General features: G+C 53.7%; 30 protein-coding genes. 27 read left to right on the top strand and 3 right to left on the bottom strand.

Annotated features, from left to right (window positions below):
* Positions 1–190: 190 nt before the first annotated feature.
* The 3 genes from L1D31_RS21820 to L1D31_RS21810 all read right to left on the bottom strand — a co-directional run bounded on the left by L1D31_RS21820 (position 191) and on the right by L1D31_RS21810 (position 1,565).
* Positions 191–538 carry a hypothetical protein gene (locus tag L1D31_RS21820; protein ID WP_203506454.1) on the bottom strand — a complete coding sequence of 116 codons (348 nt, stop codon included), beginning with the start codon at positions 536–538 and terminating at the stop codon, positions 191–193.
* A complete protein-coding gene (locus L1D31_RS21815) occupies positions 531–800 on the bottom strand; it encodes a hypothetical protein (protein ID WP_203506452.1) in 270 nt (89 codons plus the stop codon). The genes L1D31_RS21820 and L1D31_RS21815 overlap by 8 nt, the downstream gene beginning before the upstream one ends.
* A gap of 114 nt (positions 801–914) precedes the next feature.
* Complete coding sequence (locus tag L1D31_RS21810; protein ID WP_203506450.1) at positions 915–1,565, bottom strand: LexA family transcriptional regulator; 651 nt, start codon at positions 1,563–1,565, stop codon at positions 915–917.
* A 196-nt stretch (positions 1,566–1,761) separates the two neighbouring features.
* Between L1D31_RS21810 and L1D31_RS21805 the strand changes: the two genes are divergently transcribed.
* From L1D31_RS21805 to L1D31_RS21675, 27 genes are all read left to right on the top strand, one after another.
* Positions 1,762–1,983 carry a helix-turn-helix domain-containing protein gene (locus L1D31_RS21805; RefSeq protein ID WP_238774943.1) on the top strand — a complete coding sequence of 74 codons (222 nt, stop codon included), beginning with the start codon at positions 1,762–1,764 and terminating at the stop codon, positions 1,981–1,983.
* Positions 1,980–2,423, top strand: coding sequence for a hypothetical protein (locus L1D31_RS21800; RefSeq protein WP_239839056.1), 444 nt, complete (start codon positions 1,980–1,982; stop codon positions 2,421–2,423). Before L1D31_RS21805 ends, L1D31_RS21800 begins: the two co-directional genes overlap by 4 nt.
* The gene (locus L1D31_RS21795) at positions 2,420–2,668 is read left to right on the top strand and encodes a hypothetical protein (protein WP_239839055.1); all 249 of its coding nucleotides are present in this window, start codon (positions 2,420–2,422) and stop codon (positions 2,666–2,668) included. The genes L1D31_RS21800 and L1D31_RS21795 overlap by 4 nt, the downstream gene beginning before the upstream one ends.
* Complete coding sequence (locus L1D31_RS21790; RefSeq protein WP_203506445.1) at positions 2,665–2,877, top strand: hypothetical protein; 213 nt, start codon at positions 2,665–2,667, stop codon at positions 2,875–2,877. The genes L1D31_RS21795 and L1D31_RS21790 overlap by 4 nt, the downstream gene beginning before the upstream one ends.
* Positions 2,878–2,886: 9 nt before the next feature.
* A complete protein-coding gene (locus tag L1D31_RS21785; RefSeq protein WP_203506443.1) occupies positions 2,887–3,252 on the top strand; it encodes a hypothetical protein in 366 nt (121 codons plus the stop codon).
* A gap of 4 nt (positions 3,253–3,256) precedes the next feature.
* Positions 3,257–3,418 carry a hypothetical protein gene (locus L1D31_RS21780; protein ID WP_203506441.1) on the top strand — a complete coding sequence of 54 codons (162 nt, stop codon included), beginning with the start codon at positions 3,257–3,259 and terminating at the stop codon, positions 3,416–3,418.
* 104 nt (positions 3,419–3,522) lie between these two features.
* Positions 3,523–4,764, top strand: a complete 1,242-nt coding sequence (locus L1D31_RS21775; protein WP_239839054.1) for a site-specific integrase — start codon at positions 3,523–3,525, stop codon at positions 4,762–4,764.
* 39 nt (positions 4,765–4,803) lie between these two features.
* Complete coding sequence (locus tag L1D31_RS21770) at positions 4,804–5,016, top strand: hypothetical protein (RefSeq protein WP_239839053.1); 213 nt, start codon at positions 4,804–4,806, stop codon at positions 5,014–5,016.
* A 329-nt stretch (positions 5,017–5,345) separates the two neighbouring features.
* The gene (locus L1D31_RS21765; RefSeq protein ID WP_239839052.1) at positions 5,346–5,999 is read left to right on the top strand and encodes a hypothetical protein; all 654 of its coding nucleotides are present in this window, start codon (positions 5,346–5,348) and stop codon (positions 5,997–5,999) included.
* Positions 5,993–6,217, top strand: coding sequence for a hypothetical protein (locus L1D31_RS21760; RefSeq protein ID WP_203506436.1), 225 nt, complete (start codon positions 5,993–5,995; stop codon positions 6,215–6,217). Before L1D31_RS21765 ends, L1D31_RS21760 begins: the two co-directional genes overlap by 7 nt.
* The gene (locus L1D31_RS21755) at positions 6,207–6,596 is read left to right on the top strand and encodes a hypothetical protein (protein WP_239839051.1); all 390 of its coding nucleotides are present in this window, start codon (positions 6,207–6,209) and stop codon (positions 6,594–6,596) included. Before L1D31_RS21760 ends, L1D31_RS21755 begins: the two co-directional genes overlap by 11 nt.
* Entirely contained in the window at positions 6,593–6,943 is a 351-nt protein-coding gene (locus tag L1D31_RS21750) for a hypothetical protein (RefSeq protein ID WP_239839050.1), read from the top strand. Before L1D31_RS21755 ends, L1D31_RS21750 begins: the two co-directional genes overlap by 4 nt.
* A gap of 210 nt (positions 6,944–7,153) precedes the next feature.
* The gene (locus L1D31_RS21745) at positions 7,154–7,447 is read left to right on the top strand and encodes a hypothetical protein (protein WP_239839049.1); all 294 of its coding nucleotides are present in this window, start codon (positions 7,154–7,156) and stop codon (positions 7,445–7,447) included.
* A 105-nt stretch (positions 7,448–7,552) separates the two neighbouring features.
* Positions 7,553–8,164, top strand: coding sequence for a lytic transglycosylase domain-containing protein (locus L1D31_RS21740; RefSeq protein ID WP_206971505.1), 612 nt, complete (start codon positions 7,553–7,555; stop codon positions 8,162–8,164).
* Complete coding sequence (locus L1D31_RS21735) at positions 8,155–8,535, top strand: hypothetical protein (protein ID WP_206971506.1); 381 nt, start codon at positions 8,155–8,157, stop codon at positions 8,533–8,535. Before L1D31_RS21740 ends, L1D31_RS21735 begins: the two co-directional genes overlap by 10 nt.
* A gap of 276 nt (positions 8,536–8,811) precedes the next feature.
* Positions 8,812–9,315, top strand: coding sequence for a DUF1441 family protein (locus tag L1D31_RS21730; RefSeq protein ID WP_239839048.1), 504 nt, complete (start codon positions 8,812–8,814; stop codon positions 9,313–9,315).
* Positions 9,305–11,368, top strand: coding sequence for a terminase gpA endonuclease subunit (locus L1D31_RS21725; RefSeq protein WP_203506427.1), 2,064 nt, complete (start codon positions 9,305–9,307; stop codon positions 11,366–11,368). Before L1D31_RS21730 ends, L1D31_RS21725 begins: the two co-directional genes overlap by 11 nt.
* A gap of 9 nt (positions 11,369–11,377) precedes the next feature.
* Positions 11,378–11,593: a hypothetical protein gene (locus L1D31_RS21720; protein WP_193243578.1), complete on the top strand. Its 216-nt coding sequence runs from the start codon at positions 11,378–11,380 to the stop codon at positions 11,591–11,593.
* A complete protein-coding gene (locus L1D31_RS21715; protein WP_193243579.1) occupies positions 11,593–13,080 on the top strand; it encodes a phage portal protein in 1,488 nt (495 codons plus the stop codon). The genes L1D31_RS21720 and L1D31_RS21715 overlap by 1 nt, the downstream gene beginning before the upstream one ends.
* The gene (locus L1D31_RS21710) at positions 13,070–14,413 is read left to right on the top strand and encodes a S49 family peptidase (protein WP_239839047.1); all 1,344 of its coding nucleotides are present in this window, start codon (positions 13,070–13,072) and stop codon (positions 14,411–14,413) included. The genes L1D31_RS21715 and L1D31_RS21710 overlap by 11 nt, the downstream gene beginning before the upstream one ends.
* A 43-nt stretch (positions 14,414–14,456) precedes the next feature.
* Positions 14,457–14,816 (top strand): head decoration protein, encoded by a 360-nt coding sequence (locus L1D31_RS21705; RefSeq protein ID WP_203506419.1) that lies wholly within the window; start codon positions 14,457–14,459, stop codon positions 14,814–14,816.
* Positions 14,817–14,857: 41 nt separating this feature from the next.
* Complete coding sequence (locus L1D31_RS21700) at positions 14,858–15,871, top strand: major capsid protein (protein WP_239839046.1); 1,014 nt, start codon at positions 14,858–14,860, stop codon at positions 15,869–15,871.
* On the top strand, positions 15,871–16,251 hold the full coding sequence (locus tag L1D31_RS21695; protein ID WP_239839045.1) for a hypothetical protein: 381 nt from the start codon (positions 15,871–15,873) through the stop codon (positions 16,249–16,251). The genes L1D31_RS21700 and L1D31_RS21695 overlap by 1 nt, the downstream gene beginning before the upstream one ends.
* Positions 16,232–16,852: a hypothetical protein gene (locus L1D31_RS21690; protein ID WP_193243584.1), complete on the top strand. Its 621-nt coding sequence runs from the start codon at positions 16,232–16,234 to the stop codon at positions 16,850–16,852. Before L1D31_RS21695 ends, L1D31_RS21690 begins: the two co-directional genes overlap by 20 nt.
* 9 nt (positions 16,853–16,861) lie before the next feature.
* A complete protein-coding gene (locus tag L1D31_RS21685; protein WP_203506413.1) occupies positions 16,862–17,392 on the top strand; it encodes a hypothetical protein in 531 nt (176 codons plus the stop codon).
* Positions 17,385–17,987: a phage baseplate assembly protein V gene (locus L1D31_RS21680; protein ID WP_193243587.1), complete on the top strand. Its 603-nt coding sequence runs from the start codon at positions 17,385–17,387 to the stop codon at positions 17,985–17,987. The genes L1D31_RS21685 and L1D31_RS21680 overlap by 8 nt, the downstream gene beginning before the upstream one ends.
* 9 nt (positions 17,988–17,996) lie before the next feature.
* Positions 17,997–18,194: a hypothetical protein gene (locus L1D31_RS21675; RefSeq protein ID WP_193243588.1), complete on the top strand. Its 198-nt coding sequence runs from the start codon at positions 17,997–17,999 to the stop codon at positions 18,192–18,194.
* Positions 18,195–18,197: the final 3 nt, after the last annotated feature.

Below are 18,197 nucleotides of genomic sequence, written 5' to 3'. Positions count from 1 at the left end.
GCGTCGATTTCAGGGGTAAAGTACACCGCGCACTTTGCCGATTTGTCGGTCGCGGCGAGGTCAATGCCGAACTGGAACTCGGCATCGAACGCGGCGAACAGCCAGTCGGTTGTGGACGTTTGGTCGCGATAGGCTTTGTTTGTCTTACTGTGTTGCTGATGATTTCTTCCCATTGGTTGTGTTCCTGTTGTTAGCAAGTGGCTTCGTTGCGGCCGCTGCGAACGGTGCGGCTGTATTCGTTTCGGGTGCGTGTTCTTAGGCGCATCGCCTGATCGTCGAGGTCGGTCACGATGGAGAAACAAAGGACCAGACAAATCACGCGTAAAATGCCGTGTTCAAACGCACGGGTGATCATGTGCATTGGGCTGTTGGCGCGGAGCTTGAGCCGGATGTCTTGCTCGATGAGCTTCATTTCCGGCGGGGTGAGATCAAGTTCCTTACCAAGTTGTGAAGGGCGTTTCCCTTCGGCGTGGCCTTTCAGGACGGCCAGTTCGTCAAAAGTAAGCCCCATCCCTGGGACCAATTCGAGACTACTCACGGCTTTGGTCCTCCAGTTGAATGTTGTCGATTTGGGCGACGAGTTTGTCAAAGGTGGTTTGTACCTGGTTAACCTGGAAATACGCCGCGTTGATCAGGGCGTGGGTTTCGTCGTCGAGGTTGCCATCAAGGGCCTTTTCCAAAAGTGCCGCGGTAGCCAGTAAGTCGGCGGTGGCCGCTTGAACGGTTTTCTTTTGTTGGCGCTGCACCATTCGAAATTCATTCGGATTGTTGATGCAAATCAGCGATAGTGAGCCGGTCATTGTAATTCCTTAGCCGTTGTTCGTTTTGCGTTATAGTTGTTATCTAGTACCGCAAAATGTTGTTTGTTGCCCGGTAAAAAAACGCGACAAAGCCGCGCTTTTAAAAAGCGTTGTTTACTGGTCGTTGTGCCAGCTTCCCTTAAAGACGAACTTTCCGATGACGGTCAGTTCGGCGAACTGGTCGTCGGTGAATTTCTGGGTCGGGGCGTGTTTCTCGTCGTTGGCGTACACGCTGTAACCGGATCCGATGTCTCGGCGAACGTAACGGACAAACATGTCACCCGCGCCCGTTTCCAGGGCGTAAATACCTGCGCCGGTGATGGTGGTCGCGGTCTTATCAATCAGGATCAGGTCGCCGCGCTCGATGTCCGGCGTCATGGCATCGTCTGGGGCTGTCAGTAGGCGTAAATTGTGTTCGTGTAGGCCGTGACGCTTGAGCGCTTCCACGTTGAACGCCAATTCGTCCGCCACACCGCCCTGGTTCACGTTGGCCACGATGTACTTATTAGTTTCCACCCCGATCCCGGCTTCATCGGTCCAGCCGGCTAAATACTGCGGCGTGGTGTCGAGCACTTTCGCCAGATAGGGGTAAAGCTCCACGCCTGGGCTACGCTGGGCACATTCCCAGTTTTGCCAGCGTCCGGTGGAAATGGATTCCGGGGCGGCTATGGTGGCCGCTGCCGCGGCTTCTCTCGCGGTCCAGCCTTTCTTTAAACGGCGCTCTCGTATGCGGTCGCCGATGATTTCTTTTATGTCTGTTTTCATTCGTTACGCCCTGTTAAACGGGGAGTTTTGTTACCTGGTTAACGTTTTCGTTATTTCATTAATTCGTTAACCACGGCTTTTCAATCGTTATTTTACCACAAAATACCACATTTTGCGGAAATTGCTACACCTCGATCATTGTCATAACAACGTTTTGTTGTTAATCTGTGTCGCAAATCGCGGAAAGGACAACTAAATGAGGTTTCAAGACTGGATCACATCGAAGGGTTTCGGCGCTCAAACTTGGCTGGCCCGCCTGATTGACGTCAGTCCTAAAACGGTGAATGAGTGGGTTCACTTACGCCGTTCGCCTAAACCCTCAAGCAGAAACAAGATCCGCCGCATCTCTGGCGGGAAAGTCGATTTCAGTCTGTTCGATCTGGAGTACGAGCAAGCGCAAGCAGAGAGGGCAGCATGATTGTAATGGCGTTATTAGGCGGAACAGAGGACGACGGCGAGGCGGTATACCTGGCCTTAGTGAGTGAACTCGGCGCGGGTCGGGTTCGTCGCTTATACCTGGGCTATTTGCCGGACCCGGCCGAAAGGGCGCGTCGTCTTCGGTTAGAACTGTCGGGCCGTTGGCCGGATGACATTGTCACCCTGGTTATTGGCAGCAATAGCGCCGAAGAACTGCAAGCACTGCGCCGTTTGGGCGCGTTCGTTTGCCATCAATACGGGTCATTGACCGAGTTTTATGATCGCCTGGACATCAAACATCACGATTTGATGGTCAGCGAAGCCGACAACACGCCGGCGCACGTACTGACCGCCATCGAAGCCTGGTCGGAATGTTATGTCCGAAAGCTCGATCGCCGTCGTAAGCGCAAGCAGCAAACAACCAATAAGGCGGTGGCATGAGTTTAACCAAAGGGGCGGTGATGCTGGGACAGCGTCCCCGCTTTCGTGAGTTCCTGGCGGCATTACTAAGCCGTCATGTAGACAGCGAACAACAGGCCGCGGTGGCCGTTCGTGATTACTGCGGCATTGCGTCCCGCCGTGAGCTGAACACCAACCGCGCCGCGGGCGACAAATATCGCCACCTGATCCGTTTGTTCAATCGTTGGATGAACGGCGAACCCATTCACCAGGAGAGAAGCCAATGAGCAAGCCGACTAACCGTTTCGCCGTCACCGGTGAGAAAGAAGCCGAGGACCAATTAAAAGCCCTGTACGGTCGCGCACCGGTGCGAACGGGCTCGACCTCGGCCCACCGCATGACCTGGTTTGTGAAAAACCGCTCCGCTCAAATGGCGCGCGCCAGTACCCACCGTAACGGCGCGGGTCAGCCCCTTTTCATTGTGGAAGTGAAGTAAGGGCAATTCATGGCGAACTGGGATGAGATTTTCGACCAATGGGCGCGGTGGGTACATCGCGGCGCATTGGTGCCCGGTGGCCAGTCGATTTTGGGCAAGCTGATCGAGTGTCAAGGGGTGTTTGGCGGCGGTGGCGCGGGCCCTGTTTTGGATTGCATCGAAGCCGAAGTTGAGGCGGCGGTGTTACGTTTGGCGGCAGAGAATAAAGCAGCCGCGACCATTCTACGCATTGAGTACGGGGCCGTTGGCAACATCAACGACGATACCCAACTCAAACGAGCACTACGGGCCGGGATCAGCTTGCCCACCTATAAACGCCGCCTGAAAACGGCGCGCGAATTCGTGATCGAGTCATTAATCAAGAAAAGGACTTAAACGCATGTATCGGACCTCTGACGAACGCCATTTACTGAACCACAAACAACGGGATAAGTCGCGCACCATCCCAATCGTGAAGGTGAACCCGGATAAGGTCCACTGTCGCCGTCGTATCGAGGACATTCTCGAACAGCGTCGCATTAATGCCGATTTTGAACTGTAAAGAATTAACGAATTAAAGAAAGTGAGAGAGCTTATTTTATTGGGTGTCAGTCTTCCCGCCGCGTATGCGCTGTTTGGTTGGCTGGCACCGTAAGCGGGGCCAGTATGAAAACCAACGTCATCACCTTTTCAGAGCCGAACATCAAAGCCGAGAAAGCCGGCACCGCCCGCACCTTACGAGAGGCGGGACTCCCGCTTCGCTTTCGCTTCCATCAAAACCGCGACAGTGGATCCTGGTATCTGGTCCGCCGTGACCGTTGGTATCTGCTGGGCTATTGGCCGTTATTGACCGCGAAAGCCGTGAAGAAACTCTTACCCGAGAAGCTGGCCGCGCTGGCCATCAATGCCAACAGCAACTTATTACACACCGAGTTCGAGAGCGTCGGCGACGTGTTGAACTGGTATCAAGGGCGCATCGAGAAGGACGCCCACCGCTCGAAAACCCGTAAGGCCACCATTAAAAGCGCCATCAAGTGCCACCTGATCCCACACATTGGCGATCTGGCCATTGAAGCGTTAAACCGCCAGGTATTGGATGACGCCTTGATCTGGCCACTCCAGGAACATCGCTCCCTGGCGACCGTGAAATCCGTGTTATCGGTCCTCAAGCAAGCCTTTAAGCAAGCCGAGAAACTGGGCCGCATTGAGGTGAATCCGTTGGCCGGGGTGGTGTTCTCGGACTTCATCTCCGTATCGATTGAACCGAAAGACGGCCGATTGCTGGCCACCGACATCGAACCGCTGTTCCGGGCCTTGGTTGGGTGTGACCTTGTCACGCAATGTTTGGTTGTGATGCTGCTATGTCATGGCACCCGGATCACCGAAACCTTAGCCGCGAAGTGGAGCCACATCGACATGATGGGCCGTCAATGGCGTTTACCGATGGCGGACACCAAAACCGGCGACTGGCATGTGTTGCCGATCTCGGATCCGGTCGCGGACTGGCTGCATCAATATCGTGCCTGGCAAATCGAAACCGGGTATCGCGGGGTGTTCCTGTTCCCCGGTCACAGCCACGCCCAGCCATTAAGTTACAGCACATCAAGAAAACACATTAAGCGAGTGAGTGAGAGTGCCTGGAGCGCCCACGATTGCCGCAAAGCCTTAAAGACCATTTGCACCGATTTAGGGATAGACCACTCGGTCAGTGAGCGCCTGTTAAACCATGCCCAAAGCAAACAGGACAAAGCCTATAACCAGTCGCTTTTCATGGGTCCGATGCGTGACGCCTTAGCCCGTTATCACGCCTGGTTAGACGAACGCGGTTTCATGCTGTTGCGTGGCGAGACAGACACGAGATCAACAAGATCATTTAAACACGACGAGTTAAGTCACTGCGCGGCCTGAGCCAGCAAAGCGACCATCTATCACAGAGGAATAAACAACATGGTGAAAATCATTGAGCTAACACCAGTCGGAAAGGCAGTGAGTTATCAGATTCACCACCGCCGGATACTCGCTACTAAAGGCGATAACTATCTGATTGATAAGGAATTAGATAGATACAAAAGCATCCGTGAAGTGGTCATCGAAGACCAGAAAGCCGGGGACCCTGGGACCCAGAACCATTACCACGGGTGCGAGGCCCGCGGTGTTTGAGAATTTTTCGGCTGTCCTATGCGCCGTCAGCACTCTCGCCAGATCCCTGACGAATCGCAGATCCCGCAAGGGTTGAGCCCTGCCGAAACGATCCTTTTTTAGTGAGTGATATGCCGATGCGATACATGAACATCACCCAGATAGCCATCACCTTCGACCTGAGTCGCGACACGGTACGAAAGCGACTGAGAGCGGCGAACGTCGGGTCGGCCATGAAGGGAAAAAAGCGCGAAGATCTGTATGACATGGCCCAGGTTGGACCGGCCTTGTTTGGTTAATTAACTAATCACCTTTGAGGTGAATAAGAAATTTAGATAAGAGGTAATGATATGCCGCTATTGAAACAGGACATCCGTTCGCCATCGAGAACAGGCAAAACCACCATGTTGTTGGCCCTGGCTGCGGGGTACTTCGCACAAAACATTCCAGGGGTGATCGTGACCCGAACCCAGCAAGCGGTAGGGGAATTTAAAAAACGCCATGCTTCACCGTTTGATGTGTGGGGTCCGAATGAGTTGGTTCGCTATCTTCGAAGAACTCGAAGCAGTGCGCCCCATTACCGTGTGTTCCTGCTGGATGATTCGGATCTGATGTCGTCCAGTGAAGGCCATCCGGCGGAGCTGTTGGAACATCACTTCAAAGATACGTCCGATTACATCGTCGTGGCGTCGTTCTATACCGATGAGCAAACGAAGTCGCCGATCTTGATGTCCCGAGAAAATCCGACCGGTTGGAAACTGGAATCGCTCACCGAAAAGCTACGCGAAGAAATTAATCGTAAGTCGCTGAACATCGCGTCCGATCCGTCATTCGAGGCGCAAATCGTGACGAACAATAACTTTCAAATCATTGGGCTATTGATGCAAATCGAAGCCTTACAGCGCGAATCAATGGTCATTATGTCGCAAATAGGCCCCGACCAGGGACCGACTGGCCGCGCGCGTTTGGGAAACAAAGAGAAACAGGAAGGTGCTACATGCTAATCAACAATTGGAAACAGGCTTATAAGTTGTGGAGTGTCCAGTGTGCCCTGGCCATTGCCCTGGTTAACGTTCTTCTGGCGGTGCTGCCATCGCTCCAGGACTACATGACCGTAACGGTTTACGCGGTGTTGAATGCTGTTCTTGCTGGCGGGATTGCTGTGTTACGTGTTCTGTCCCAGGTTCCCGTGGATCAGTTGAAGGCAAAACATGGCCAGTGAAACCGACCAGGAAAAACTGGAAAAGAAACGCGCCGCGGATCGACGTCGAAAGCGTAAGTCGCGCGCCAAACTGAAAGCCGAACGCGAAGCCCTGGAGGAAAAACAGGGCATCGCTAAGGTTGAGCTGGAATTGCCCGCGACCGATCGGGATCGCCTTGATGCTATGCGCCAGGCCCGCGCCGTGGTTGGCGAACCGTACAGCCGAGAGGAATACATCGCCGAGTTGATCCAGCAAGACGAAAAGCGATACCAGGAACAGGTGGCCGCGCTCGGTTGTTGTGGGAAATGTAAGTCACCGTTGCCGCAAGGCTGTGAAGGTGTGTTCGAGGGTGACAGCGAATGCTGGCGCACCCGTAAGTTTAGGGAATTGATGCTATGAGACTAAGCCACAAACGAAAAATTGCACATAAGAAAGGGGCTTATCAGCCTCGCCTGGTAAGCCGAGTTAAATTTCGCTGGCCGCATTTATTGCCTGGTGAAAAAGTTTGCCTCATGAAATGTCGGACAGGTATGTCTCGTTCGATGTTGCATGATGAAATGATGGGGACGGCCTTGTTTACTGGCAAGCCGCTAAAGGTTGTTATGTCTTGTCACGCAGATGATTGTCTTAAATCTTTGTCTTTGGCCGCGAAACGATTGTCGGAAGTGTTCATTCCTAAAAAGCTATTGTCGTTATTCAAAGGTTCTAGTGTGACAGGTCACAATAAAACACTTAATCAAGCGTGACGCGTCACGCTTGGCTAAGTCCCCGATATGGGGTCAAATGTGATTTAAGTCACCAACGAAAAGATTTTTTAACAACGAAGTGTTGTTTTTTCTGAGCTATTAGATTATGGTTTTCTATAACGTGGTTTTAGTGCGTCCAGAGGGCGGGCTGAATCGCATTCCTAGCCAGCTACTTTTATAAGCCCACCGTATCTTTGGTGGGCTTTTTTTATGCCTATGCAAAAAGTCATCGATAAAGTTTCCGAATGGAAAGGGCGGCTTATCGCGTATGGTGGCGGCTCCGGCGTTTCGGCCTACAGTGCGAAATCCGTCGCCCAACCTGAAAAAATACCCGAAACCGCTCACCAAGTGACAGACATCCTTTCTGTTTACATTCTTCCAGGCGTGACCTTTGGGTCCGCGATCACCATCCTCGGCGCTGCCGTTGTCGTTGGGCGTTTTATTTTCGACGTCTGGAAATACTTCGATCAGCGAAAGCGCCATCAACCAAGTGAGGCCGCTTAATGCTATCCGTAACGCTGTTTAATCTCGCGTATCTGGTTGTTGCCGTTATTACCGTATTTCTGGCGCTCCGAATCCGCGACTGGTTATCAAAGGTTAAATTCCGCGATGAAATCATTCCGATCATCAAAAAAGACCCGCTGGCAACGGCGGTTTATTACGGCTTTTGGGCTGTCGGTGTTTGCCTTCTCGCCGGTTCAATGTTGGGCGTCGGTTGACAAATACGACAGTCAAATTAAGGCCGCCTGGCGTCGCTATGTGCCCACCTATCCCTGGGGACTGGGATGGGCGCAGTTGTGGCAAGAGTCCAGGCTAAACCCGGATGCAGTGAGTCCGGTCGGCGCGGCCGGTGTTGGACAGTTTATGCCTGGCACCTGGTCAGATATGCAGAAACAGGGCGTCGTTCCCGAGGGTGTTTCCCCTCGGGATGCTCGATTCAGCATTCAAGCCGCCGCGTATTACATGCGCCAAAACCTGGACGGTTGGAACGTTTCCGGCCGAACGTCGGGCAGTCGTTACGATTTGGCCGCCGCCGGTTATAACGCGGGCCGTGGTCATTTGTACCGTGCCCAAAAGTTATGTAATGGGGTGATGGAATACACCGGGATCATTGCTTGTTTGCCGGATGTTACCGGCAGACACTCGGCCGAAACCATCGACTACGTGAACAAAATTCACCACTGGTACGAAAAACGGTTCGGGGTGTCCTTATGGTGGTAACAAAAATTCGCATGTTCCTGGCGGTTGGCGTTTTAGCCGCCGGGGCTGTTTTGCTGTGGCGGCTGGATACAGTCACCGACGAACGCGATCAGGCTAATGTTCGCGTGGGCCAGCTAGAGCAAAGCAACAATCAATTAATCGCAGATCTGGCGGCGCAGCGTCGCGAGGTGTCCGCCTTGCAAAGCAGCTACCAGAACGAACAGTCCCGAGTGGCCGACCTGGTCAAAGACTTGGAGCAAGCGCAACAGCGCCGCGCCGAGCGTCAAAAGGTGATCTATGAAACGGCAAATCAATCTGATTGTGGCGTCCAGCCTTTGCCTGATGAGCTTATCCGGTTGCGCCGTGAGCGAACCGCCGCCACCGGTGATTAAAACCGAAGTCATTTATCGTACTCCGCCGGCCGCTTACATGGTCGATTGTGTGGTCCCGCCGTTTACCGGGTCCACCTGGGCCGATTTGGCCGCGGATAATGACGCGCTGATCTCAGTGATCGAGTCTTGCGATAAACGATTCAAACTCATTCGAGCCTGGGAGCAATCGCAACCAGGTAAAACCAATACCGACCCGATGCAATAGGGGACCACTTCCACGCATTCCTTGAAAAGACGCCCTTCACGCATCGGGTCGCTATGCCTTGAGGTGGAAGCGTGGGAACAGTCAGCCACTTAAACGATGCCTTTGCCTGGAACATAACCCGGATCGCCGAGGCATTTGGATTGCACCGCGACACGGTGCGAAAACGATTAAAAGAAGCCAGGGTTAAACCCGCCGGTAAAAAGTCCGGTGTGGATATTTACGCCCTGGCCGATGTTGGCCCGGCATTGTTCGCGGCCGAAGTCGGGAATAAAACCGAAGACGATTACGACCCGAATAAGATGGTTCCGAAAGACCGGAAAGACTTTTTCCAGTCCGAACGGGAGCGCCTGAAATTTCAAACCGAGATCGGCGAGTTGATCCCCGATAGCGATTACCGCCTCGATTTGGCGGCCACGTTGAAATTTTTGGTCAGTGCCTTTGAGTCATTGCCGGATAACCTGGAGCGTCGCAACAAGGTGCCGCCCGAGGTGCTGGAATATGTCGAAGGTTGGGCCGATGAAAACCGGACCTATCTTTATCACAAGTTGCTAGAGGTTGAGCCTGATGCAAATTAGTTACGCGTCGCCGGGGAAAGTTCGGCGCGATGTAGCCAGTTTGATTAAGCCGCCGAACCGTGAACCCGTTTCACAAAGCGCCCGCCGTTTGTTGCATGTTGAACAGGGCGGCGCGATGGTTCCGTGGGATGGGGACCTTGTCCCCTATATCCATGAACCGATGGATTGCCTTAAATCCCGTTTGTATAGCGCGGTAATCTTCGCCGGCCCGGCTCGAACGTCTAAAACCGTGAGCCTGGTCGATGGCTGGATCTGCGACACAATCGTGAATAATCCGGCCGATTTTCTCCTGGTGCAAATCAGCCAGGAAAAAGCCGCGGAATACTCAAAAAAACGTCTGGGACGTGAGTTTAATGCCAGCCCAGAAATACAAGCGGCCTTGTCACCGCGGGCGCATGATAACAACGTCCACGACAAGGTATTCCGAGCAGGTAACTTTTTAAAAATCGGTTGGCCATCGAAGAACATCTTCGCCAGTTCTGACTGGAAGTATGTCGCTATTACCGACTATGACCGGATCCCGCTTAACGTTGATAGTGAAGGCTCCGCCTTCTTGTTGGCGTCAAAGCGTACCCAGACGTTTATGTCCTCGGGCATGACTCTCGCCGAAGGGTCGCCCGGTTTTTACATCACCGATCCGACCTATCGCCCAGCAACTCCGCACGAAGCGCCGCCAACCAATGGCATTTTGGCATTGTATAACCAGGGGGATCGCCGCCTGTTTTACTGGCAGTGTCCTGAGTGTGGCGAATGGTTCGAACCTGATTTCCCATTATTGCAGTGGGATCGGGATTTGACCGACCCGTCAAAGGCTGCGAAAGAGGTGTTTATCGGCTGTCCACATTGCGGCAGTTTGTTAAGCGAATCGAAGCGAATGCCCGGCGGGAAGTCATTAAAAATGACCTTAAACAAGGCCGGATTATGGGTCCCCGAAGGTTGCCAGGCCGACCAGAACGGGCTGATCACCGGCATGAAGCGCGACACACCTATCGCCAGCTTTTGGCAGAAAGGCCCAACCGCCGCGTTTCAAACCTGGAATCAGCTTGTTTATAAGTACCTAACCGCTTTGGCGGAGTATGAGAAAACCGGCAACCTCAACGATTTACAAACCACGGTCAATACCGACCAGGGGAAAGCATTTACGCCGCCGCGTAAGGGGGACCAAAACGCCCATGAGTTAATGCAGCGCCGCACTGATCTAGGTGTGCGTGTTGTGCCTGAGTGGGCGCGGTTCCTTACCGCCGCCGTTGATGTCCAGGCGGGCGCGAAAACTGCCCGTTTTGATGTCATGGTGCTGGCCTGGGGTCCCGAATTGGAACACCAGGTGATCGACCGTTTCAAGATTGAAAAATCCAAACGGACTGATCCGGATAACCCGGACAAGTTTGTCCGGGTGAACCCGGCCGCGTATCTGGAAGATTGGGACTTGTTGACCGAACGAGTGATTAACAAGTCTTACGAACTGGACGACGGCACCGGCCGCCGAATGTCGATCATGCTTACCGGCTGTGACTCGGGCGGTGAGGATGGCGTGTCCGATAACGCCTACGAGTTTTATCGAAAGCTTAAAGCGGAAGGCTTAACACGCCGCTTTATGTTGGTGAAAGGCCGCGGAACGGGGCCCGCTATTCACGAGAGTTTCCCGGATAACACCAAGCGAAGCGACCGAAAGGCGCGCGCTTATGGTGATGTGCCGGTGTACTTGCTGAACACCGACCGGATCAAGGACACGGTGTCGGCAGCCCTGGAGCGCCCCGAACCGGGTCGCCGTTATGTGTGGTTCCCGGATTGGTTGCCCGAAGTCTTTTTCGATGAGTTGTTAGCCGAAGAACGAAGCGCCACGGGCAAGTGGGAACAAGTATCGAAGCGTAACGAAACACTGGACCTGTTTGTTTATAACTGGGCGTGTATCTATAAGCGCAAAGCGGATCGGATTGATTGGGAAGCGCCTCCACCGTGGGCGGTGCCCATTAATGAAAGTTCAGAACTGATAACAAGCGACGGTGAAGCCGTGGCGCTGCCTAAGCGTCGCCGCCGTAGCGCAAGTGTGTAATGGTGGCTTATGGCATATACAAAAGACGACCTCGACCTGATCGACGAAGCAATCGCCAGCGGTGAATTGACGGTCAAGATTAACGGCCGTGAAGTGACCTATCGAAGCATTGACGATTTGCTCAAGGCTCGGCGTCACATTAGCCGCATGATAGCCCGTCAGAACGGGGTCAAGATTAACCCGCTATCTGGCATCGTGACGCGTGTTGATAGAGGGATCCGATAATGGGACGAATCGTAGGACTAGACGGTCAGCCGCTTATGTCCCAACCGTATGAAGGGGCTACCCGTGACCCAAGGGCGACGGGATGGCCAGCGCCATCGGTTGGACCTAATCGGGCCCTGGCCACTGCGGGAAAACCGCTTCGAAACCGGACTCGCGCCGGCTATCGAAACAGCTTGTTGATGCGTTCTGGCCTCAACAAGAACACCACGAACGAAGTGGGGAAAGGCTTCACGCTGATCAGTACGTGTAAGGACGATACGTTCCGCGGTGAAATGAATGCACTATGGAAAATCGTCTCGATGGAGCTTGATCCCTGGGGCGACCTCAATTTCGGCGGGATCTGCCATTTGGCGGTGTTATCTCGTCGAATGTCGGGCGAAGTGTTTATCCGCCGATTGCATCGCCGGATCGGTTCCGGTTTGGAAGTGCCGGTCCAGGTTGAACTGTTAGAGGCCGATATGTGCCCGCAAGAGTTAAACCGCCGGATCAGCCCAACTCGCCGAATCATTCAGGGGATCGAGTTTAACGGCAAGGTGAAAGTGGCTTACTGGTTTTACAAGTCGCACCCAGACGACGGGATCGACTCGGTCAGCTTGAACCAGCTCGAACGCGTTCCGGCCCGTGATGTGCTGCATCATTATAAGCCGTCGCGGCCTGGGCAAGTTCGCGCGGAACCAGAAACGGCCGCGGCATTGCTGAAAGACCGTACCTTCCACGAATACGACGACGCCGAACTCATTCGCAAGAAAGAGCGCAGCGCGTTTACTGGGGTGCTGTATCGAGAATCGTTCGGTGAGGAAGATTGGGAATATGACCCAATGACCGGGAAACCGAAATACGCCGATTCTGAGGCGGCATCGTCCTCGGAAGCGGTCCGAGCTGGCACCATGTTGCGCATGTTACCAGGTGAAAAATTGAACCTGTTCGACGGCGACGACACGGGCGCGGGCTATAAAGACTTTGTTCGCTGGCAATCGTTATTGATGTCGGCCGGCCTTGAAATCCCTTATCCATTGCTAACGGGTGACTGGGCCGGACTTAATGACCGGTTGGTCCGCGCGTTCCTCAATGAGTACCGCCGCGGCATCGCCTTTGATCAGACGAACCTGTCCGGGTTCCAAGTTGCTTTTGGGATCTGGCGCTGGGTGGTTGAAGCGGCGATCTTGGTTAGCAAGGTGAACGCGCCAGGCTTTGCCAGTGACCAGTGGAAATATTTAGCCCTAGACGTCCGCCCGGATGCCTGGAAGCACTTACACCCAGAACAAGACATTAACGCCCGTAATAAGGCGGTGGCGTCGCATATCTCGAATGCAGAGCGCGAGGCGGCCGATTACGGAACGGATGTCGAGGACAACATGAGGCGTAACGCCCGCACGTTGGCCAAGTGGGAAGAAATTTGTAAAGAAGAAGGTGTCGAACAGCCCGCCAAATTAGGCGGGCTTTTTAGTGCCTCGGATAACACCGGAGCGTTAACGGATGAAACATAAATTCGCCCTTAATTATTTGATGTCCCAGCCCTGGGCGCTGGACCAGCAATTGCTGTCACTGATGAGCGACATCGCCAACCGTGACGCCAACAGTCTGACCCTGGAGGATTTCGCCCCGGAATCCTTATCAGGTAAGCCAGGCAAGGCGATTACGCGTGGGATGGAAAAGCGCGAAGGTGGCGTCGCCATGATCCACGTAAGCGGGGTGATCAGTCGCTACGCCAACCTATTCACCAATATCTGCGGTGGCACAACCACCCAGCTATTGGCCCAGGACTTTACCCAAGCCCTGAATGACCCAAGCATTAAGGCCATTTTGTTGAACATCGACTCGCCAGGCGGCGAGGCGAAAGGCATTCACGAACTGGCTGAGATGATTTATCAGGCCCGCGGCAAAAAACGAATTATCGCCTATGTCGGCGGGAATGCTTGTTCCGCGGCGTACTGGATCGCCAGTGCGTGCGACGAGATTGTCATCGATGCAACAGGGTGCGCTGGCTCTATCGGCACCGTGCTCGAAATGCGCGTCCGTAAGCAGCGAGACGAGGACGAGTTCGAAACCATCGAAATCGTGTCCAGTCAGTCGCCGAATAAGCGCCAGGACCCAAGTACAGAAACCGGTCGGGCCGCTTACCAGAAACACCTGGACGATTTGGCCGAAGTATTTGTCCAGCGCGTCGCGCGAAACATGGCGGTCAGTCGTGACACGGTCATTAACGAATTCGGCGGCGGCGGGATCTTGATAGGTCAAGACGCCGTCGATAAAGGCATGGCTCACCGATTGGGGAGTCTGGAAGGCGTTATCGCCGAACTCAAAACAGGAAAAAAAGCCACTATGGATCCTAAGAAAGAAGAAACCGGCGCGAGTGACGACAACAAAGTCGTGCTTACGCTGCCGGGTTCCGATGCTGTCAGTGCTGCCGACCTGGTCGCGGCGATCACGGAGCAGCGTCCGGACGCAATTGAAGCCATTAAAGGCCCAGCCCCGGAAATGGCTCTCGCTCATGCGTCCGATATTGTTCAGCTATGTGCTAAAGCGGGCGTTCCGGCATTGTCGGCCACGCTGTTAAAAGATGGCGTCACCAAGGCGTCAGCCGAAAACACCATCACGATGGCCGGCGCGCTAAAAGATACCTTGGCCGCTTCGGGCCTATCCGGTAGTTATGACGCCCTGGTCGGCTGCATTGACGATCCGGTGAAAATGGTCGGTAAGGCTATCCATGAAGCGAAAGCCGAAGTCGATGAAAACGGCGACCAAACCCGCCAAATCACCGATGAAGTCAAAAAGACCGCGTCACTGAACGCGAACGACATTTACGCCAAGCGCCGATAAGCGCCTGGTATCACTTAGGCCCACTACGAAATAAGGAAAGGCAATGACTGTAAATAAAATGCTGCCACATCCTGGCGCGCACATTGCGGGCGAGGTTGCGGGCGTATCAAGAGATTCGATCGTCGTGGTCGGTGGTGCGTATGCGTCGGGCACCGTGCTCGGCGAGAAAGACGACGGCACCTTCACCCAGTTAGACCTGGCCGTTGATGCAACAGAAGCCAACACCGCCGAGGTGGTGCTGTATGGTCACATTGATGCAACGGCCGGCCCGGTTCCGGCGGTTGCTCATGCGCGTGTTTGTGGGGTGTATGACGCCAAACTGACCTGGCCGGATGGTATGACGGAAGTCCAAAAGACGGACGCGGTCGCTAACCTGGCGAAAAAACAGATCGTCCTGCGTTAAGCGGGGCGTTTACTTCCCATTTCTGATAAAGAGAGAGATTCATGGAAATTCAAGCAGCGCTGGAATCCGGTAAATTTGAAATCCGTTCACTGACGGCCGCAATTAACAACCTGGAAGTGCCTAAAACACGCCTGGCTGAACTGAAACTGTTCGAAGAAAAAGGCATTCGTACCACGACTATCGATATTGAATATAAAGACGGTCAAATCCAACTGGTTGAAGATGTTGAACGTGGTGCCGATGGCACACCATTAGATGATCCAGACCGTAAAATCTACTCGTTCCGTGCGGTGCATTTGCCAGTGCCGGCGAGTGTGTTTGCTGATGACATCCAAAACAGCCGCGCTTTTGGTGAAGAAGATGAACTCGAAAGCCTACAGGTGGTGATCGATGAGAAACTGGAAACAGCCCGTCAGAGCATCGATGTCACGATCGAGTATTTCCGTTTTGGTGCCATCTTCGGCAAGGTTTACGGCAAGAAAGGTAAAGTGATTGTCGATCTGTTTAAGGTGTTCGACATTAAAGAAACCGACGGTGAAAACACGGTCGATTTCAACAAGCCACTACGAACCCAGCTTCTCCAGGTAAAACGCGATTCAGAAAAACACCAGAAAGGCATTAAAGCGAAAGGCTACCGCGCATTTTGTCGCCCTGAGTTTTTCGATGAAATGCTGGAAAACGAAAGTTTCTATAAAGCGTTTGAGCGTCAGAACGACGGTGAAAACTTGCGTGAAGACGTTCGCCGCGGTGTGTTTTGGCAAGGTACATGGTGGGAAGAATACGACGAGAAATTCGGCGATAAAGACCCAATGCCAGAGAAATACGGCGCGGTGGTTGTTCCGGTAGGAAAGCCGAAAATGTTCATGACCTACTTTGCACCGGCGAACTACAACGAAACCGTGAATACGGTCGGCCTACCGTATTACACCAACTCGGAGCCGAAGAAGATGAATAAGGGTGTGGATATGGAAGCACAGTCTAACCCGATGAACGTCTGTACTAGCCCGCTGGCGGTTCGCCGTATCAAGTTCACACCGACGGCTGAGGCTGCTTAATGCCTCGCGAACGGGACCCGTTCAAACGTGCCGCAAGCCGGATCATTAAACGGTTATGCCGTCCGGTGAAAATGGTCACGCCGAACGGGGTGCCGGTCGAGTTGGTCGGCGTGTTCGACCATCCAGAAAAAGAAGTCATCACCAAAGGGAAGCGGGGGCAACTGACGCTTAAGGCGGACGTTCCCACGCTAACCGTATTGGCCGATGAATGCCCAACGTTAAACAAAGACATCCGTGTCTTTATCGATGGCCGTGAATATTACCCGGTCCCGTCGCAATCCTATGATGACGGGGCGGGCGGTATGGTCATCGTGTTAGCTGATGCGATCCCGGATGCCAATTTCGAGGATGATCAGGAAGATGGCGGAAAGTGGCGTTAGCGTTCAGATGAACTTTGCCCGTGCGATCAGGAATGTGACCGCGCGGATTGAAGCAACACCGGCACAACTCACCAAGGCCAGCGAACGGGCAATGAAAAAAACCATTCGCTGGCTTTCGGGCCGAGTCGCCAGGGAACTGGCGCAACAGCTCGGGGTTCCTCAAAAGTACCTGAAAAAACGTTTGTTAGTGCGTACCGCCGGCAAAGGTTCGGATCAGGTCCATATCCTTTGGATGGGTGCCATGCCATTGGCCGCGGAACAGGCGGGCAAAGCGAGGCAAACCCGGAAAGGTGTCACCGTTGGAAAGCGAAAGTTTGACGGCGCGTTTTATCGGGCGGTGTATAACGCCGATGAAAACGTCTATATCCGAACATCTCGCAACCAGGGATACACCACGTTAAGCCCAGGCCAGCGAAAGCCGGCTAATCGCACACTGGCCCCGGAATATGCCGGCCGTTTCCCAGTTCAGCGTTTGGGCGTTGAAATCGAAACTATCGCGGCGGAAATATTCCGACGGCTCGATCGTCGTGCCATCGATAGGTTTAACACCCTAATCGAACAGGAATTGAATTACGCCGTGAACCATGAAAAAGCCAAATAAGGGGTTGTGATGCGTGATGATGATTTCACAGTGATCCATAACGCCCAGGTAGCCGCGTTCAAAGAAGCGATGCCGAAGCAATTCCAGGTTACTGATTACGCCCCGGAAATGCTCACGGGTAAAACGGCTATCAATTCCCCGGCGATCTTGATTGAAGCGGTCAGCGTTAAGCCTGGCGAGAAACGTTCCGGCGGTCGCCTGGCGCTTAATGTTGAGTTTGCCGCTCACTGCATCCTGAGCATGAAAACCCAAAAGGTACAAGTGGAGGTCCGCAACGTGGCCGCCCGTGCTTTGCAAGTGGTGGATAAAAACCGCTGGGGCCTTTCTCATGCCGAACAGCCGAAAGAGCTATCCGCTTATCCTGGTATGTTCAGCGAAAAGCTCGGGTTTGAAAGCTGGGTCATTTCCTGGGAACAGGAATTCCACCTCGGCGAAGTGGATCTCGGCGATGACTGGCTCCCATCTGAGGTGTATATCGGGGAAGCGCCGAACATTGGCGCAGCCCATAAAGACGATTACGAGAAAGTGACCGATGAGTGATCCACGAATTGAAAACTTGCTAAAGCGAGTTGAAGAACTCGAACGCCGGGTCGCGCAAATGGTGGTCCGTGGGAAAGTTCATGCAGTGGATCCCGCGAACAAAGTCGCCCGTGTTGCTTATGGCCCGCGTGGTCAACAGCAGCTTACCGGGTGGTTGCCCTGGAAGCCGTCACGAACGGGTAAGGCCATTGTGTGGTGGTGCCCGGAAATTGGCGAAGGGGTGACGGTGGTCAGTGATGGCGATTTATCCCTTGGCGAAATCTTACCAGGTAGCTATCAAAACGATTTCCCCGCTCCAAGCGAAGATCCGGACGAGTTCTTAATCCATTTCGGTGACGGCTCGAAAGTCAGTCATCACCGCGGCACCCATAAGCTGGAAGTGGTCAACGTTGGCGATGTCAACATTACCACCCAGCAAAACATTACCGTCAAATGTAACGGTAAGGCCACGGTGAACGCTGGCGGCGATATTGTCGCGAACGGGAGCAAAGTCAAACTGAACGGTGGAAAGGGCGTCGTGACCGGTGACTGTATTTGTCATTTCACAGGTAAGCCGCACGGCGACATTTCAAGCCAAGTCACCGCCGGTAAGTAAGGGGGCGACATGGCCTTAAGTAAATCTTCCCTGAAAGGGCGGATCGTCAGTGAGTTTGAAAAGCTCGGCGCGACATCGGACGGGCCTCATTCCTGGGTCAATAAGATGGCCGAAGCAATTGCCGCCGCGGTTGTGGATGAAATCCAAAGCAACGGTGAAGCGGTGATCAGTGGTGGCTCAAGTAGCGGCCGACACAAAATTGAGTAAAGC

Origin of the sequence: Vibrio sp. Isolate23 (assembly GCF_022398095.1) — a bacterium.
GTDB lineage: Bacteria > Pseudomonadota > Gammaproteobacteria > Enterobacterales > Vibrionaceae > Vibrio > Vibrio coralliilyticus_A.
Note: the sequence above shows the minus strand (reverse complement) of the source record. Positions and strands in the feature narration are given on the sequence as shown.